Source organism: Klebsiella sp. SYXHC3 (assembly GCF_057196925.1).
In genome coordinates, this window is sequence record NZ_JBXUNG010000004.1 from 221,958 (window position 1) to 240,397 (window position 18,440).

General features: G+C 57.3%; 12 protein-coding genes. 5 read left to right on the plus strand and 7 right to left on the minus strand.

All coding sequences use genetic code 11. From position 1 onward, the window contains the following. The first annotated feature begins 634 nt into the window (after positions 1–634). The 4 genes from iroB to AC2CGP_RS12990 all read left to right on the plus strand — a co-directional run bounded on the left by iroB (position 635) and on the right by AC2CGP_RS12990 (position 7,823). On the plus strand, positions 635–1,750 hold the full coding sequence (gene iroB / locus AC2CGP_RS12975; RefSeq protein WP_045364215.1) for a salmochelin biosynthesis C-glycosyltransferase IroB: 1,116 nt from the start codon (positions 635–637) through the stop codon (positions 1,748–1,750). 46 nt (positions 1,751–1,796) lie between these two features. Next, positions 1,797–5,465, plus strand: coding sequence for a salmochelin/enterobactin export ABC transporter IroC (iroC, locus tag AC2CGP_RS12980; protein WP_213759567.1), 3,669 nt, complete (start codon positions 1,797–1,799; stop codon positions 5,463–5,465). Between the two features lie 103 nt (positions 5,466–5,568). After that, positions 5,569–6,807 (plus strand): alpha/beta hydrolase-fold protein, encoded by a 1,239-nt coding sequence (locus AC2CGP_RS12985; RefSeq protein ID WP_047055798.1) that lies wholly within the window; start codon positions 5,569–5,571, stop codon positions 6,805–6,807. Between the two features lie 83 nt (positions 6,808–6,890). Next, complete coding sequence (locus AC2CGP_RS12990) at positions 6,891–7,823, plus strand: alpha/beta hydrolase (protein ID WP_047055796.1); 933 nt, start codon at positions 6,891–6,893, stop codon at positions 7,821–7,823. A 54-nt stretch (positions 7,824–7,877) separates the two neighbouring features. On the opposite strand, the gene iroN is transcribed toward AC2CGP_RS12990, so the two are convergent. The 5 genes from iroN to AC2CGP_RS13015 form a co-directional block, all read right to left on the minus strand. After that, positions 7,878–10,052 (minus strand): siderophore salmochelin receptor IroN, encoded by a 2,175-nt coding sequence (gene iroN / locus AC2CGP_RS12995; protein WP_015703473.1) that lies wholly within the window; start codon positions 10,050–10,052, stop codon positions 7,878–7,880. A 226-nt stretch (positions 10,053–10,278) separates the two neighbouring features. Next, a complete protein-coding gene (locus AC2CGP_RS13000; RefSeq protein WP_015369700.1) occupies positions 10,279–10,836 on the minus strand; it encodes a DJ-1/PfpI family protein in 558 nt (185 codons plus the stop codon). A 22-nt stretch (positions 10,837–10,858) separates the two neighbouring features. Next, positions 10,859–12,049: a glycoside hydrolase family 88 protein gene (locus AC2CGP_RS13005; protein WP_047076542.1), complete on the minus strand. Its 1,191-nt coding sequence runs from the start codon at positions 12,047–12,049 to the stop codon at positions 10,859–10,861. 13 nt (positions 12,050–12,062) lie between these two features. After that, positions 12,063–13,343 carry an oligosaccharide MFS transporter gene (locus tag AC2CGP_RS13010; protein ID WP_015369698.1) on the minus strand — a complete coding sequence of 427 codons (1,281 nt, stop codon included), beginning with the start codon at positions 13,341–13,343 and terminating at the stop codon, positions 12,063–12,065. Then, positions 13,340–15,178 (minus strand): DUF2264 domain-containing protein, encoded by a 1,839-nt coding sequence (locus AC2CGP_RS13015; RefSeq protein WP_046883101.1) that lies wholly within the window; start codon positions 15,176–15,178, stop codon positions 13,340–13,342. The genes AC2CGP_RS13010 and AC2CGP_RS13015 overlap by 4 nt, the downstream gene beginning before the upstream one ends. A gap of 229 nt (positions 15,179–15,407) precedes the next feature. Between AC2CGP_RS13015 and AC2CGP_RS13020 the strand changes: the two genes are divergently transcribed. Next, on the plus strand, positions 15,408–16,262 hold the full coding sequence (locus AC2CGP_RS13020; protein WP_015369696.1) for an AraC family transcriptional regulator: 855 nt from the start codon (positions 15,408–15,410) through the stop codon (positions 16,260–16,262). 1 nt (position 16,263) lies between these two features. Here the strand turns inward: AC2CGP_RS13020 and AC2CGP_RS13025 are convergent, their stop codons facing one another. Continuing rightward, positions 16,264–17,673, minus strand: coding sequence for a purine-cytosine permease family protein (locus tag AC2CGP_RS13025; RefSeq protein WP_015369695.1), 1,410 nt, complete (start codon positions 17,671–17,673; stop codon positions 16,264–16,266). A 344-nt stretch (positions 17,674–18,017) separates the two neighbouring features. Beyond that, complete coding sequence (locus AC2CGP_RS13030) at positions 18,018–18,425, minus strand: YidB family protein (RefSeq protein WP_075208698.1); 408 nt, start codon at positions 18,423–18,425, stop codon at positions 18,018–18,020. Between the last annotated feature and the right edge of the window lie 15 nt (positions 18,426–18,440).

Genomic DNA, 18,440 nt, shown 5'->3' on the forward strand with positions numbered 1-18,440 from the left:
GATTGGCCTTTGTTCCTGCAGAACAACATCACTTACCGGAACCCATCGCCCCTCCTGAAAAGCTCACCTGCGATTTGTCCTATAAACGTTTACCCGTTCCATTAAGTTTTTACTTATCATTGCAATTTGCAAATGATATTGGTAATTATTCTCATTAGCATTTGCATTGGTGATTTCTTTGGCAAGGTATACCGAGGCCGTATGGGAACGAGCATCGCCTGAACAACGGCGCTTTGTCCCTTACCGACCCGCGAAGGCGACGCTATCAGGATGATGCGACACGGTGTCTTCAGGAATTACGGACATCGCCCAGCGCGTTGACCAGCCTCTCACCCGGCAAATGCGGTCTCACAAGCCGCCGTGGCAGTGCGGCGGCGCGTCAGGCCGTTCATCAGGACAATGACGCGCAAGCGTTAATGGAAGTCGGGACAGGGAATTCCCGATTCGTCAGCGTGCGCTACGGATTCACCGCCTGCGATAGGGTCGCCGGCGTTGCCGTGCGTCGCGCTGGCGAAACTAAAAAATGGCGCAGCGCCAGGCACAGCCGGGTTAACGATAGTTAACGTCGCGCTGGCCGGCATATTGACTGCGTCGACTTCCTGAATTAGTTCGTCAAGCGGAGAGGGATTTTCTCATGCGCATTCTGTTTGTTGGCCCACCACTCTATGGGCTGCTATACCCGGTGCTGTCTTTGGCGCAGGCATTTCGCGTTAACGGTCACGAAGTGCTGATCGCCAGTAGCGGTAAATTCGCCCAAAAGGCGGCCGAGGCAGGGCTGGTGGTGTTTGATGCCGCGCCCGGCTTCGATTCGGAGGCCGATTATCGCCGCCGCGAGGCGCAGCGGAAGGAAAGTAACATCGGCACCAAAATGGGCAACTTCTCGTTCTTCAGCGAAGAGATGGCCGACCAACTGGTGGAGTTTGCCGGACACTGGCGGCCCGACCTTATCGTCTATCCTCCCCTCGGCGTCGTCGGGCCGCTGATCGCCGCCAAATACGATATCCCGGTGGTCATGCAAACTGTCGGCTTCGGCCACACCCCCTGGCATATCAAAGGTGTGACGCGCTCGCTCGCTGACGCCTACCGCCGCCACGGCGTCGAAGGTCCGCCGCAGGATATGGCGTGGATCGACGTGACGCCGCCGAGTATGAGCATCCTGCAAAACGATGGCGAACCGATCATTCCCATGCAATACGTGCCGTATAACGGCGGTGCGGTTTGGGAAGAATGGTGGGAACGCACGCCCGATCGCAAACGGCTACTGGTCAGCCTGGGCACCGTCAAACCGATGGTCGATGGCCTCGATCTGATCTCCTGGGTGATGGATTCCGCCAGTGAAGTCGATGCCGAGATCATTCTGCATCTCTCAGCCAATGCGCGCTCCGATCTACGCGCGTTGCCGTCAAACGTTCGCCTGGTTGACTGGATCCCGATGGGCGCCTTCCTCAACGGCGCCGATGGTTTTATCCATCACGGCGGCGCTGGCAACACCCTGACGGCGCTGCACGCGGGTATTCCACAGATCGTTTTCGGCCAGGGGGCCGATCGCCCAGTAAACGCCCGCGCGGTAGTCGATCGCGGCTGCGGGATCATCCCCGGCGACGGAGGTCTGTCGAGCAGCATGATCAATGCTTTCCTCGACGATCGCGCATTACGTACGGCCTCTGAAGAGGTGGCGGCGGAAATGGCGGCGCAGGCCTGCCCAACCGAGGTGGCGAAAGAACTGGCCGCCATGGCGCAAAAAGGGTAATGGCCGCCGTGGCGGATTTCATCTTTAAATTGACGGAGGAGGCTTAATGCCTGCGACTCACTCTCCCACACCCGCGCGGTCCTGGATAATCCGCCTTGCGCGCGTGTGCTGGGAACGTAAGAAACTTAGCGCTATCGTGGTGGTGGCGTCGGTGTCGACCATTCTGCTGGCCGCGCTGACGCCGCTACTGACGCGGCAGGCGGTAAATGATGCGCTGGCGGGAAATCCTACCCGCCTGCCGTGGCTGGCCTGCGGGCTGCTACTGATCGCCTTTTTTGATTTCATCGGTAACTATGTACGACGCGGCTATGCTGGCGAGCTATCGCTGTGGGTGCAGCACACCCTGCGAGGACGAGCGTTCGACAGTATTCAAAAGCTCGATGGCGCAGGCCAGGATGCGCTGCGTACCGGACAGGTGATTTCACGGACCAATAGCGATCTGCAGCAAATGCATACCCTATTGCAGATGGCTCCGGTACCGCTGGCGGTATTTACCTACTACATCGCCGGTATTGCCGTGATGCTGTGGATGTCGCCGGCCATGACGCTAATCGTGGTCTGCGTGCTGGCGTGTCTTGCCATTACCGCGCTGCGCGCCCGTCGTCGGGTATTCGCTCAGACGGGGCTGGCTTCAGACCGGCTGGCGAATCTGACCGAGCACATGCGCGAAGTTCTGGCGCAGATCTCGGTGGTGAAATCCTGCGTGGCGGAACTGCGCGAAACGCGCTGGCTGGATCGTCAGTCGCGGCAGATGGTGCGCGTGCGCATCGGCGCGGCCATTTCGCAGGCGATGCCTGGCGCTACCATGCTGGCGCTACCGGTACTCGGGCAAATCGTTCTACTGTGCTACGGCGGCTGGTCAGTGATGCACGGGCGAATTGACCTCGGGACCTTCGTGGCCTTTGCCAGTTTCCTCGCCATGTTGACCGGACCTACCCGCGTGCTGGCGTCGTTCCTGGTGATCGCCCAACGTACCCAGGCATCCGTAGAACGGGTATTCGCTCTGATCGACACCCGTTCGCAAATGGTTGACGGTAGCGAAGCGCTCAATGGTCGCGTTATTGGCCTGCAGCTAGAAAAAGTGAACTTCGGTTATGGCGGCGGCAGCCGTATCCTGAGCGACGTTTCCTTCTCCCTACAGGCGGGTGAAACGCTGGCGGTAGTCGGCGCGTCGGGATCCGGTAAATCGACGCTGCTAATGCTGCTGGCGCGCTTTTACGATCCCAGCGCTGGCGATATTTGGCTAAACACCAGCACCGGTCGGCAGAACCTTCGCGATCTCAAGCTTGAGGCGTTGCGCCGTCAGGTGGGGGTGGTATTTGAAGACGCCTTTCTGTTTGCCGGAACGGTCGCGGAAAATATCGCCTACGGCCACCCGCAGGCGACGATGGAAGATATTCGCCGCGCGGCGGCGGCGGCAGGCGCCAGCGAGTTTATCAATGCCTTACCGAAAGGCTTCGATACCCGCCTAACCGAGCGCGGCACTAACCTCTCCGGTGGACAGCGGCAACGCATCGCGCTGGCGCGGGCGCTGATTACCGCACCGGAACTGTTGATTCTCGATGACACCACATCGGCGGTAGATGCCGGTACCGAAGCGGAGATCAATGCCGCGCTGGGTCGTTACGCCGATGACCAGCACATGCTGCTGGTGATTGCCCGCCGCCGGGCAACGCTGCGGTTGGCCAGTCGAATTGTGGTGTTGGATAAAGGGCAAGTGGTGGACATCGGCAGCCAGGCTGAGCTTGAGTCTCGCTGCCCGGCGTTCCGCGCGCTGATGACCGGCAACGGGGATTTCCTCGAACCTGGCGCCGGCGGCTGCCGCGATCTTTGGCCAACAACGCCAGCGATGCAGAACGAGGAGCCGCAAGCGTTGCCGGAAGTTGACGGCAACGGTTTTGTCGCCCGCATGACCCGCGTGCCGGAACAGGCGGTTCAACAGGCGCTGGCCGGAGAGGGACGGAGATTGACCTCGCTGCTGCGGCCGGTGGCGTGGATGTTCATCATCGCCGCCCTGCTGATCGCGCTGGATTCTGCCGCTGGCGTCGGCGTGTTAATACTGCTGCAGCGCGGTATTGACTCGGGGGTTGCCGCAGGCGATATGGCGACTATCGGCGTCTGCGCCCTGCTCGCCCTGTGCCTGGTGGTCATAAGCTGGTGTTGTTATTCACTACAAACCATCTTCGCCGCCAGAGCGGCGGAGTCGGTTCAACATACGGTACGCTTGCGCAGCTTCGGCCATATGCTGCGTCTTGCCCTCCCCTGGCATGAAAAGCACGTTGATTCACGCCTGACCCGGATGACCGTCGATGTCGACTCCCTCGCCCGCTTTCTGCAAAACGGCCTTGCCGGCGCGGCCACCAGCCTGGTCACGATGTTCGCCATCGCCGCGGCTATGTTCTGGCTCGACCCCATTCTGGCGCTGACGGCCTTAAGCGCAGTACCGATAGTCGCGCTGGCGACCTGGGTTTATCGTCGCCTGAGCTCTCCAGCCTATGCCCAGGCGCGCCTTGAAATCGGCAAGGTGAATAGCACTCTGCAGGAGAAAGTCTCCGGCCTGCGCGTCGTGCAATCCCATGGTCAACAGGAGCAAGAGGCCGCCCGGCTGCGCGCATTATCGGATCGCTTCCGCGCCACCCGTGTACGCGCGCAGAAATATCTTGCGGTCTACTTCCCCTTCCTGACCTTCTGTACCGAGGCCTCCTATGCCGCCGTGCTTCTGGTTGGCGCATCGAGGGTGGCCGAAGGCGAAATGACCGCCGGGGTGCTGGCGGCATTCTTCCTGTTGCTGGGGCAGTTTTATGGCCCGGTACAGCAATTATCCGGGATTGTGGATTCCTTCCAGCAGGCGACGGCCAGCGGTAAACATATTGATGAACTGTTGGCGACCGAAGAGACGGAAAACGTCACCCCTTCCTCCACCCAGCCGGCCACGGGTGCATTACAGCTTGATGAAGTTACCTACCGTTATCCCGGCAGCGCTGAGCCAGCGCTGGACAAGCTCACCCTAACCATCCCCGCGGGCAATGTCGTGGCGGTCGTTGGCCGCAGCGGCGCCGGGAAGTCGACATTGATTAAACTTATCGCCGGACTCTATTCGCCCACCAGCGGGACCATCGGCATTGGAGAACGACAGATGACGGAGGCAACCCTTGCCGATTACCGCCGTCAGATCGGGCTGGTCGATCAAGATGTTGCGCTCTTTAGCGGCGATATTGCGGAGAATATACGTTATTCGCGGCCATCCAGCAGCAATGCCGAAGTTGAGATCGCTTCACGGCAGGCAGGCCTGTTTGAGCTGGTACGTCAGCTCCCGCAAGGTTTCCGCACGCCAGTCAATAACGGCGGCGCGGATTTATCCGCCGGACAACGTCAGTTGATTGCGCTGGCTCGCGCCCAGTTGGCGAATGCCCACGTCCTGCTGCTCGATGAAGCCACATCGCGCCTGGATCGCCGCGCGGAAGAGCGCCTCATGTCTTCGTTAACCGAAGTCGCCCGTGCCAGAAAACGCCTGGCGCTAATCGTGGCGCACCGCCTGACCACTGCCCAGCGCTGCGATCTGATCGCCGTTGTCGATAAAGGGCGGCTCGCAGAATACGGTACACACGAGCAATTACTTGCGGCGAACGGCCTCTACGCCCGCTTATGGCGCGATAGCGTCGGCCCGGCAGATGCACGCAACCAACACGACATAACGGGAGAAATCGTGGGATAGTGATGGTAAGCGTTAGACCTTAATCAACACGCCTAAAGCGGCTGTTCGCTGAACAGCCGCTTTAGCTATTTTTACTGGTAGCATGATTTTTCAAAGAGATAGAATGTTCAATATCAATCCACATCCGCCGGTTTCAGCGGCTATCGCCGGCCTGCGCCGCCAGTTGGCTACCGGCAACATTACCGATCTTTCTCATTTCTGGCAGCAGGCCGCATCGCTGCCGGTACCGCTAGTAACAACGGTGGACGGCGCAGCCGATGAACGTGAAGTCACTTTTTTGTGGCGCGCCCGCCATCCGCTCAGAGGCGTTTATCTGCGATTAAACCGGGTAACCGACAAAGAAAAGGTGTCACAGGGATTGATGATGCCGGTTCCCGCAACGGATATCTGGACCCTGACGCTGCGCCTGCCGGCCAGCTATTGCGGCTCTTATTCACTGGTGGAGATCCCACCAGGCACGCCGGAAGAGGTTGTTAACCAGCTTGGGAGCCGCTTTGCCGCTCTCGCCGGACAGGCCGATCCGCTCAATAAGACGCCGGGGATCGCTATTCGCGACGGCGTGCGGGAGTCGGTGCTGGCGCTTGATAACGCCCCCGCTCAATCCGAATGGCGCGGAGGCCGCCACGCCGGCACCTTGCTGACCTCAGAACGGATCGTTGCCGGGCAATCACGGCAGGTGCGCCTGTACCTGCCCGCGGTTGATAAGTCGCAGCCGTTGGGGCTGGTGGTGCTACCCGATGGCGAAACCTGGTTCGATCATCTTGGGGTGTGCGCAGCCATCGACGCCGCGATCGATAGCCGCCGCATTGTTCCCGTGGCGCTGCTGGGCATCGACAATATCGATGAGCGCGAGCGCACCACGATACTCGGCGGGCGCAGCGAACTGATACGGGACGTCGCGGAACATCTCCTGCCGACCATTCGCCGCGAACAGCCGCGACAAAAATGGGCGGATCGCTCACGCACTGTCCTGGCCGGGCAGAGCCTCGGCGGCGTCAGCGCGCTGATGGCCGCCCGCCATGCGCCGGAAACTTTCGGTCTGGTGCTCAGCCATTCGCCTTCCATGTGGTGGACGCCAGATGGCGGCAGTCGCCCCCATTTATTTAGCGCAACCGATACTTCTTGGGTCAGCGAACATGTGTTGTCTGCGCCGCCGCGTACTGTACGTATCCGCCTGTGTGTGGGCTCACTGGAAGGTTCGACGGTGCCTCACGTCCAGCGGCTTCATCAGCAGCTACAGGCGTCCGGCGTTGATAGTCATTGCGCCATTTACACCGGCGGGCACGATTACGCCTGGTGGCGCGGCGCCTTGCTTGATGGGCTCGGCTTACTGCAGGGTTGACTTGACCAGCAAGCGCTTTCAGGCAACTGTATGTGCTTTCTGAATAACGAAAATTTCACCTGCGGAAAAGGAATAATCATCAGATGTATGCCCGCGAGTCTCGCTCTACGCGCCCGCGCAAGGCGCTTTTTGCCGTTCTTTCTTGCCTCACCCTCAGCTATAGCGCTTCAGGCTTAGCAAAACCGGATATGCAGCCGTTGGGGCCCAATATCGCCGATAAGGGTTCAGCGTTTTACCACTTCAGCGTCAATCAGTTCGATTCCGCCGACGGCGCTCGCCACTATCGGGTATGGACGGCCATACCGAATAAAGCCGCGCCACCAACGGGCTATCCCGTGCTATATATGCTTGATGGTAATGCGGTAATGGATCGCCTGTCTGACGAACTACTCAAGCAGCTGGCGGCGCAATCGCCGCCGGTGATCGTCGCGGTCGGTTATCAGACCAACCTGCCATTCGATCTTAACGGCCGGGCCTACGACTATACGCCGGCAGTCAGAAAGAATAATGAAACATATGCTGGCCGCAAAAGCGGCGGCAGTGAAGACTTCCGTCAATTACTGGAAACGCGTATAGCCGCTAAGGCGGAGCAAGGGCTGAAAATCAACCCACAGCGCCGCGGCCTGTGGGGCCACTCATACGGCGGCCTGTTCACGCTCGACTCCTGGCTTTCGTCCTCGTTCTTCCATTCATATTACAGCGCCAGTCCTTCGCTTGGCCGGGACAACTTTGCCCTGCTGAACCGAATCACGGCGGTCGAGCCTGCATCATATTGCGCCAAAAGCCTGGCCATTATGGAGGGTTCGGCGACGCCGGGTGATAACCGGGCAACGCACGCCGCTGAAGTGCTAACTAAAGTACATGCCACCCTCGCCACGCTGAAAGAGAAAGGGGTTAATGCCGCCTTTTGGGATTTCCCTGGCCTGGGGCACGGGCCGATGTTTAACGCCTCATTCCACAGCGCGCTGCTGGATATGAGTCGCGAAAAAGCGTCCAACCAGCATAGTTGTCCTTAACCCAGCGTTGATACTGCCCGCGCGGTTGCGGGCAGTATACTGATGAAGATGCGATCAGAATGTCGCCGTCACTCCGGCATAATAGGCCCGGCCGGGTTCGTTATAGGTATTCGCCCCTTCGGATGAACGATAAATCTGTTTATCGAAGATATTGCTGACCCCCACGTTCAGACGCAGATTTTTATTAATATCGTAATTAAAGTTGGTACCAACCAGCGAATAAGCCCCCAGCTCTTTACCCGACAGGCCGCCGGTATCTTCGCTGCGCGACTCCGCATGGGTACGCGGTTTTTGTCTACCATACAGCGTCCAGTTGACGCTGGCGGAAAATGCCTGGGTAATCGTCCAGTCCAGGGAGTTGTTGATGGTGTATTTTGGAATAACCGAGAGCGGGTTGCCGGTATCTTTTTGTTCCGAGGTAATCATGTAAGTGGCGTTGGTATTCCATTTCAGACGATCCTTCACCAGCGGGAACGCCATACTGGCTTCAATGCCGTCCACTAACGCTTTACCGCCGTTCTGCCACTGGAGGATATAAGCGCCGGAAGCGGTTTGCCCGATAATATCATCGCCGGCCACAATCTTATTCTGATAATCGTTACGGAAATAAGTCACGCTGGCATGATAATCGTCGAGGGCAAACTCCAGGCCGATCTCTTTATTCACGCTGATTTCCGGATCGAGATCTTTATTACCAATCAGGTAGCAGCCACCTGAAGTAATATCTTTAGGGCAACCGTTGCCTTTCGAATAGAGCAGATAGCCTTCGCTGGATTGATAGAGGTTTGGCGCTTTAAAGGTTCTGGCAATCCCGGCTTTAATTTTGAAGTAATCACCTAATTCCTGCGACAGGTTCAGGCTGGGGCTAAAGTTGCCGCCGGACTCATTAAGATAATCAAAACGCAGGCCGGGAATAATATTGGTTCCGGGCGTCGGTTCAATATTATCTTCAAAATAGATGGCGCTAATTTGTGAATGATTTTTACTGCTGCGATCCGCCGCTGAACCGGGAATACCGCCAATGTTATTATCATTTACCGATAAACCAGTGGAAGAGGGATCGTCAAGCTCATCGCGGTTCCACTCCGCGCCAACGGTCAGAGTCTGATCGACCCATAGATCCAGCGGAATATTGAGTTCGCCGCTGGTGCGCCAGGAGGTCAGGCGGTTAGTGGTGAATTTCTCATCCGCCGAAATACGCCCTTCGCCGCCGCCGGATAAACCTTCATCCATACGGGTGTTATTGGTTTTTTCGTAATAGACTCCAAAGCGGCTTTGCCCCCAATCCCAGACCCCATTATGGGTAATACCGTAATTCTGCCGATACAGGCGGTTAGTCTCTGCGCCAGATTTCGCCAGGCTTTCGGTCACCGCGCTGGAAGAGCTATTTTGCGTATCGCCAGCGTAGATATTACCCTGACGGCTATATCCGGCTTCAAAATCGAGAATTTGCTGCGGATTCACTTTCCAGGAGACGACACCGTTAATATCTTTGTTGCGTACCCCTTCGTGGCCGGCGGCGTTTTTCGTCCCCGCGGAAGAGTTAATATCCCAGCTGTCGGCATCGGTTTTATTCAGGTTGCCGTACAAACGCATCGTCAACGCATCGCCGGCCAGCGGCCCGCTCAGGCTAAAGTTGGCGCGTCGGGTGGCCCCTTCATCGCTGCTTTCAGGTTGGTTGGTGTATAACGAGAGCGAGCCATGCCAGTCATTGGTTGGGCGTTTAGTAATGATATTCACCACCCCGCCCGCCGCGCCGGAGCCATAGCGCGCCGCCGCCGGGCCGCGAATGACTTCGATACGTTCAACCTGTTCCGGCGGTACCCAGTTAGTATCGCCGCGGGTATCACGCTCGCCGCGCCAGCTATAGCGTACGGAGTTACGCGAGGTCACCGGGACGCCATCAATGAGGATTAAGGTGTTTTCCGGCCCCATACCGCGAATATCGATTTGGCGGTTATTACCGCGGGTGCCTGACGCGCTGTTGCCGGTGAGGTTCACCCCCGGCATTTTGCGAATAATATCGGAGAGGTCGTTGACCGGAGGGTCCTTTTTAATATCTTCGCTGGTAATAATTGAAACGCCCGGCTGCTGCTTAAGTACTTGTTCTGCGGTGGCTTCAACGACCAGCGTTTCATCGCTATCGTCGGAAGATTTGGCGGCGGATAGCGGGCTATTCAGCCCTACCACAAGCGCGGTGAGCGGCCAGAGGATCTTGTTAATTCTCATACCTATTCCCTAATTCATGCCTAACTTAAAGTGGTTGTTCGTTAAGCTCACATCCTTGCCAGGTATTAATATTGTTATTATGTTTTTATTATGAGAATGATAATTAATATCATTTAAGTGAGATTAAGGCAATCCTTGACGCGCTAATAACCAGGCGACATGAGAGGGCGCTACAAAAGTAAAAGGCGCCACTAAGGCGCCTTTAGCAGTCACTGGCTATTTTCCTCTACCACGGATAATAAATATGTTCCGCCTGTTCGCGCGCCGGCGCTTCATCGCCCTGTAACCGCGCCGCCAGGGTGAAAGCAAAATCAAATACCTTGCCCAACCCCCGGCCGCTGAGCAGATTGCCGTCTTCCACGACGTCGGCATCCACGTACACGCCATCGCTCACCTGCTGCCAAAGATCGCCGGAACAGACATAGCGACGCCCCTTCAGCAGCCCATTGCCGCCCAGCACGCGGGCGGCGGCGGAGCAAATCGGGCAGATATATTTACCCGCTTCATCGTGGCGGCGAACGAAGGCAATGACCTCCGCGCTTTTCGCCAGATTAACACTGCCTTCCGGGCCTCCCGGCAACACCACGGCATCAAAGGTTTGATCGAAGCTGGCCTTCAGGGTGCTATCCGCTATCATCGGGATAGCGTGGTAGCTCACCACTTCGCGACTCTCGCCGCAGGCAATTGTCTGCACCGCAATATTCAGACGGCGCAGGATATCGATAGTGACTATCGCTTCCCCCTCTTCAAATCCGGGGGCTAATAACACGGCTACGCTTTTCATCTCGCTCTCCATTCCTTGAGGGTTACCAGTACGGGTACCAAATCTGTCGCAGCCGCGCCAGCAGCTCAAGATAGAAATAGTCACCCCAGCTACAGCATTGATCGACGCCCTTGCCGCTGCCCATGTGATATACCGAGTGCTGCAGCAACCCTTCGGTAGGGTCATCGTCGTGGGCCAGGTAGTTGTCGGTCAGCGATAGCGCAATGCGTAGCGCCATCTCTTCGTAATACGCGCGGTTGGCGTCGAGCGTTGGCAGCGCTTTGACCAGCTCCAGCAGGCCGCAGGCGGCAATCGCCGCGGCCGAACTGTCGCGCACGGCATCGGTGCCGAGCAGCGCCAGATCCCAATGGCAAACATCATCTTCCGGCAGGCGGTTGAGGAAGTAGTGCGCCAGGCTGCGCGACAGTTCAACCATCTGCTTATCGCCGGTGTGCTGATAGCTCAGCAGGAAACCGTAAATGCCCCACGCCTGGCCGCGCGACCAGCATGAAGTATCGCTGTAGCCCTGATGAGTGTTACCAAAGCGCGGCTCGCCGGTCTGCACATCCATATAGTAGGTGTGATAAGTCGAAGCGTCTTCACGCACGATATAGTTTGCCGCCTGCCCGGCGTGCGCCGTTGCCGCCTGCGCGTAGCGCGGGTCGCCGGTCTGCTCGCTGGCCCAGTACAGCAGCGGCAGGTTCATATTGCAGTCGATGATCATTCGCCCCTGCTGCTCCGGATCGTTTAAGTCGCCCCACGCCTGGATAATTTTGGCCGTCGGGTTAAAACGCTCCATCAGGCGCTCTGCAGCCAGCAGCGCCGACTGGCGAGCGGCTTCATTGCCGGTGAGCCGCCAGGCGCTGATGCAGGAGAGCGAATAAAGGAAGCCGAGGTCGTGGGTCGCGGTGTCGATACGCTGCTCAATACGCCGGGCGAACGACGATAAATAGCGCTCGGCGGCTTCGCGGTAGTGCGCTTTGCCGGTCATCTCCCACGCCAGCCACAGCTGGCCCGGCCAAAAACTGGTGGTCCACTCTACGTTATCGGTACGCGGCCAGATGCCGTTTTCACAGGCTTCGCCGGGGAACTTATCGCCGAAGGCAACGATATTTTTGTCCAGCTTGCGCGTCACGCGAGCCAGCGCGTCTTCCAGCTTCTGGCTCAACGCCAGGCGGTCGACCTGATGCAGTTCTATCGGCCGCAGCGCTTCGGTGATAACAGATTTGGTCATAACAACTCCTGAATTAATGTTTGGCCGGTTCAACCGAGGCGGTATCTAAAGCCGGAGTAAAGGGTCGTGAGGCATCGCGCTTCGACTGGCAGCGCGATAGCGTAAAAGCGGAAATCAGCGTAAACGTCAGGGCGCAGCAGCCCATCAGCAGATAGGTATGCTCAAAGCCGATTTTGTCGTACAGGTAACCCGCCGGCGGCGCGACCACAATCGATCCGACGTAAATCATTGCCTGGTAACCCAGCAGGTACATCGTGGCGTTAACCCGACGATGGAAGTGTTCGGCGATGTATTTGAAAACTGAAATCAGCAGCAGCGCGATCTCGACGCCGTAAAACGGTTTGATGATGGAGATGACAATCGGGTCGTTGGTCAAGCCGGAGGCAATCAGCCGCGCCCCCACCACGCAGCCGCAGAACAGCAGGCCGCGCTTGGCACCATAATGGTTCACCAGCCACGGGATAAACATCATCATCACGAACTCCATCCCCGACTGTACGGTACTGAGATAGCCGTACCAGGCGTTGCCCTGCTCTTTGGTGGCAAAGAACGAGACGAAATAGCGCGGGAACTGCTGCTCGGCGATGAACATCATCCACGCGACTCCGGCGACGTAGAGGCTGAACATCCAGAATTTGCGATTTTTCAGCAGCATCAACACATCGGCAAAGACGATCTTATTCGCGGAAATAACGTTGTTATTGCGCAGCTGTTCATCACCGATTTTAAGGCTAATCAGCACCAGCAGCATCAGTACCGAGGTGCCGCTGCTGAGCAAAAAGTTAGCCAGCGGCGTGAAGTTAAACAGCAGTCCGGAGACCGAAGCCGCCATCGCCCAGCCCAGCGAACCCCACATTCTGATACGGCCAAACTCCAGCCCGTACAGACGGCTAAAGCGGTCGGCATAAGATTCGGAAGCCGCCACCCCGGCGTACCAGCCAAGGCTCAAATACAGCGCGCCGATGATAATCCCCAGCGTCGCGTGGCTTTGCAGCAGCGGCTGGTACACCAGCGCGAAGAACGGCGCCATCAGCGCGGAAATGGCGCAGACAAAATAGAGCAGCCACTTGCTCATGCCGATTTTGTCCATGATGTAGCCGTACACCGGTTTCAGAACCACCGCAAAAACGCCATTAATGGCGAACACGCTGCCGATGGTAATGCTATCGAGACCTACCTTCTGGCTCAGCCACAGCGCGTACAGGCCAAAGCTGGATGACCAGGTGAAAAAGTAGAGAAAAATAAAGGTACTCATTTTGTACTGCGCGGCGCGTACGGACGATGATGTGCTCATAGCGATGCCTCCGGGGCCAGAACGAGCGTCGTTTCTTGTCGTGCCGTCACGAAGCGTACCGCGTCATCGCTAATGAAGGCCTGTGGGCAGTGTTGCGGTTCGAAGTCGGCGGCATTCCCCGCCCATACCGCGCTTAGCAGGCAATGCGTCCCCGCATCAAGCTCGCCGCGCAGCACCGGCACCGCCGCGCGTTCGGCGAACAACAGATTGCTGTTCGGCGGCGTCAGTACCGTCTCGCCACGGCGGGTGTGCGGATGTAAACAGAAAATTGCCGAGATATCGCGGGCGTTGCGTAAGCAGCAGGCGCCGTCACGCTCTTGCGCCTGCGGCAGCGGACGGTTCGCCAGGCTAAAGCCGCCTTCCGCGCAATCCAGCGCGCGGTGGGTAGTTATACGATGGACGCGCAGCTGCCAGTCGCCCAGCGCCAGTAGCCAGCTATCAATCACCACGTCACGCCATGGCAGCCAGCGGCTGTAAATGATGCCGTCAGCGGTGACCACCTGCTGGCATTCGCGGCGGCCGCGCCAGTAATTATCCTTTTCGGCCAGCAGCAGCATCGAATCGGGGGCGGCATGGTTCAACCCGTAGCGCCCCCGCTCAATGGTGAAACCAAAGCGGGTGGAGTAGGCAAATTTGCAGTATTTCGCTTCGGTATTAACGAAGTTGTTCAGCTCCAACTGGCCGGAAGTCAACATCCACAGGTGATCGGCCTGATGTACCAGCACCTGATCCGCATGGGCTATTGTGTGCTGCGCGGGCAGCGGCGGCAGCGGCAACTCAGCCGCCTGCCAGAAGGCGTCGCCCTCGCCTAACGCCAGCACCAGCATGGTTTTCAGCCCCCAGTACGGTGAACCCGGCGCGTTGTAATCTTCCGCCATCGCCAGGTTTGGGTAGCTGTAGCCAACGCTCAGTACGCCGTCGCGGTCGAACATCGGCTGCTTCAGCCACCAGCGCAGGTGGCGTAACACGATGCCTTTCATCACGCCCGGCGAAAAGACTTCCAGCCCGGCGAAGGCCGCCGCGCTCCAGAACGCCGCTTCGGCAAAGCGATAGGTCAGACTACGGCCGAACGGTATCGCCGCGCCGTCATCGGCAAAGAAATGGATGAAGTCAGAGGAGAAACGCGCGGCCCGCTGACGCAGTTCCGCACAGCGCAGCGGATCGACATCAGCCATCAGCTTCGCGTAAATCAGGCCATAGAAATGGAAGCCCATCGAAATGTAATAGTCGCGCGGGCGGCCCGGACCATCCGAGTACCAGCCATCGCCGAGGTAGTAACGTTCCATGGCGGCGAAATGATCTTCCCGCGCCTGCGGATTGGTCGGCATACCGCAATAATGAAAGCCAACCTGCACCAGAATCGGAAAGAAGTGCCAGTTATTATCCGGGATATCCTGGGTCTCGCACTGCTTTAACCAGCGCCATAAGTTCTCTTTTTCCGCAGCAGTGAAGTGCGCCAGTACGGTTTCGCCCGCCAGCGCCAGCAATAATCCGTAAGCCGCCATCTCGACAATGCGTTGATCGTAAGGCGCGACTTCGCCCCAGTAATCGGCATGCTGCGGATTGGTGCCGTTTTTTATCGCCTGTAAATAGAAAGAGAAATGCTGCGGCTCGCTGCCGCCAGCCAACAGCGGCGTCACACCCCACAGCAGCCGGGAAAAGGTTTCCATGCTCGCGACCTGCTGGCCGTAGTGAGCGGTGAAGTTCGCTAAATCAATGCGGCTGGCGTCGTTTTTAAAATAAGGCGCCACCGCGTTCAACATTTCATTGACCAGCCGTAGCACCTCTTCCCGGCTTGTCAGTGGGTTATCCAGATGAATGTTTTCAGGTTGCACAGGGTCCTCCCGTATAACACGAGGATAGAGGTAAGTTATTGTTATTAGGCTTTTATCAAGCCACGTGTGCGACGTCTGGATGAAGAGTAACCGCTTTTATTCCCGGCGCTGAGTGAGCGGACTCACAAAATTAAACCGCCATTTCATTTTTGCTGGATTTTGTCGGCCGCGCGGAGGATAAATTGCAAATGATGGCGTAAAAATTTAAATCTATTGTCCTGGAGGCAAAATGGGCGAAGCGCAACTGCTGGAACGTATTACGCTCGATCGGCAGGCCATTTCGTTTAATCGCATGTATACCACCAGCGTGCTTTACTACCACTGGCATCAATGCGTCGAATTGCTTTATATATCCAGCGGCTACGGCATCGTGGTGGTGGATAACCAGCACTACACCGCCCGTCCGGGGCGATTATTTATCTTTCCGCCCTTCCGTTTGCACAAAGTGCAGGTCGATCATAGCGATAAAAATCCTTATCACCGCACCACCATGCACATTGAGCAGTCGGTCGTCGAGAGCGCGCTCAGCGCTTTCCCGCGCCATCAGGCCCAGTTCGCGGCGCTGGCCGCCAGTAATCTGCCGGCGCAAATTTACGACCTCAGCGAGCACGCGGCATTTATCGAAAGGATCCTTGAACAGTTTCAGCGTCTGGAGGATAACGAGCAGACCACCGCCTGCGAGGTGGCGTTTTTGATGATGCAACTAATGACGTTTCTACCCGAGCAGCCGCAACGCTACCCGCCGCGCCAGCAGACCGTCGCCTCGCGGATTATGAACTGGATCGAAGCCCACTATGCCAGCAAGTTTTCTCTCGATCAGCTGGCTTGCGACCTAGGACTTTCACGCAGCTATACCTCGCGGGTTTTTCGTCAGCAGACCGGCGGCAATATCCATGAATATTTGCTCACCCGGCGAATAAAACGCAGTTGCGATCTGCTACGTAATAGCGATGAGAGCATTGATGCCATCGCATTGGCGGTGGGATTTGGCGAGGTGACCTACTTCATTACCTGTTTTAAAAAGATGATGCGCCAGACGCCGCTGCAGTACCGTAAGGCCAGCCAGCGGCGCTCCGCTTTATAACTTAATCCATCGCCTGCTTGAGGCCAACCTGACGGCGACGCCAGGCGCTATCGCGGCTTGCCAGCCAATAGTACAGCGGCGAGGTCACCAGCAGGCCGACCAGCCAGGAGAGATCGGCGCCGTTAAACCACGCCGAGACCGGGCCAACGTATAGCGGGGTATTCATAAACGGGATCTGCACCAGGATGCCGATGGCGTAGGCCAGCAGCGCGTGCGGGTTGTAACGGCCATAGATGCCGCCATCCACCTGAAATATCGAGTTAATATCGTAGTTGCCCTTGTGAATGGCGTAGAAATCGATCAGGTTAATCGCGGTCCACGGCACCAGCACCACCAGCAGAGCCAGAACGAGATCGATAAAGTGGCTGATAAAGTCCGCCGAGGCGAAGATCGCCGCCACCACACAGCAAATAAGCACGATAACCGACAGCAGCGCCCGGCTGCGGCTGCCGGGGATCCAGCGCCACAGGAAGGTTTGCACCAGGGTTATCACCGACATCACCGCGCCATAAAGATTAAGCGCGTTATGGCTGATGACGCTCAGCAGGAAGAGTACCAGCATCAACGGGCCGATCGCGCCGGTCGCCAGCTTTACCGCATCCATGGTTTCCAGCCCCACCGGCGTCGCCAGCACCGCTACCGCGCCGAAAATAAACGACAGACTGGAACCGAGCGTCGAGCCAAGATAGGTGGTCCAGAACGTCGCGGCGACGGGCACATCCGCCGGCAGGTAGCGCGAATAATCAGAAACATACGGGGCGAAGGCGATCTGCCACAACGCCGCCAGCGACACGGTGGCCAGCCAGCCCGAGAAGGAAAAGCCGCCGCGGGTTAAGAAATCGGCGGTATGCAGATGCGTGAAGATGTAGCCAAAGCCGACCATAATGCCGATGCCCAGCACCCAGGTGCCGATTCGGTTGAGAATGTGAATACATCGGTAGCCGATAATGCCAATCACGCAGGATCCCACCGCGCCGATCACGATCCCCACCGGCAGTGGGACGGCAGGGGCGATGCCGTGCAGCGACTGCCCGGCCAGCACGATGTTCGAGGCAAAGAAACCGACGTACATCACCCCGGCGATCGCCACCACCAGCAGCGAACCAAAAGATCCAAACTGCGCGCGGCTCTGGATCATCTGCGGGATCCCCATCTGCGGCCCCTGCGCCGAGTGCAGCGCCATCAGCGCCCCGCCAACCAGATGGCCGACTAAAATCGCAACGATCCCCCACAGCAGATTCAGATGAAAGATCTGTACCCCCAGGGCGCCTGTAACGATCGGCAGCGGCGCGATATTGCCGCCAAACCACAGGGTAAAGAGATCGCGGGTTTTACCGTGGCGATCTTCTGGCGGAATATAGCCAATGGTGTGCTTCTCAATAAGCGGCGGCGATGATTCTTTGGTCGGCATAGCATTCTCCAAAGTCAGGAACCATTAATAATGGTTGTGATGTGCAGGTGTTTTTATGTTTTGGAGATAATGCGCATTATTTTGCGAAAGGGTAAATTACTTTGTTTATGGCTACAGAAAATAAAAAAACTAATTAGCCCGGCAGGACGCCGATAAATATCATAAAAATTTATCATAACCGTTCCGGTAAGATTAAATAATGATATTTTCAACGCAGCGGTAAGTTGTCAATTAGTAATACAGAATAAATAATCACGAGGCGGTGAATTTATGGCGGATAATAAAATACGGGCCGTTATTCAGGCCCGTATTATGTGATAAGTTAAAACTCAAACGGCAAGCGTTTAACTAAATAACTTACCTTTCAGTAGATTAAGCCCTGCGGAGACCAGGTCGCCCTGGGCCGGCGCTTCGCCCTGCGGCGACAGGCCATCGACGATTTTTGGCAGGTATTCCGCAATCAGCGATGAGGCGGTTTGCGAATCAACGCCCAGTTTGGCGCCGAGATCCTGCAGCGCAGGCGAGCCGAACACCGAGGTAATCTGATCGCTGTTCACCGACATATTACTCTGCTGACTAAGCCACGACTCGACGATTTCACCTAAGCCGCCGTTGCGGAATTTTTCCAGGATTCCCTGGATACCGCCCTGCTGTTCAATCCAGGTCATGATCGCCTGAAGTTGTTCAGCTTTGCCAGCCTGCCCGCCAAGCACGCCGCCGATTTGATCTAATAATCCCATTACAGTCTCCATCAAAACGTTGCTATT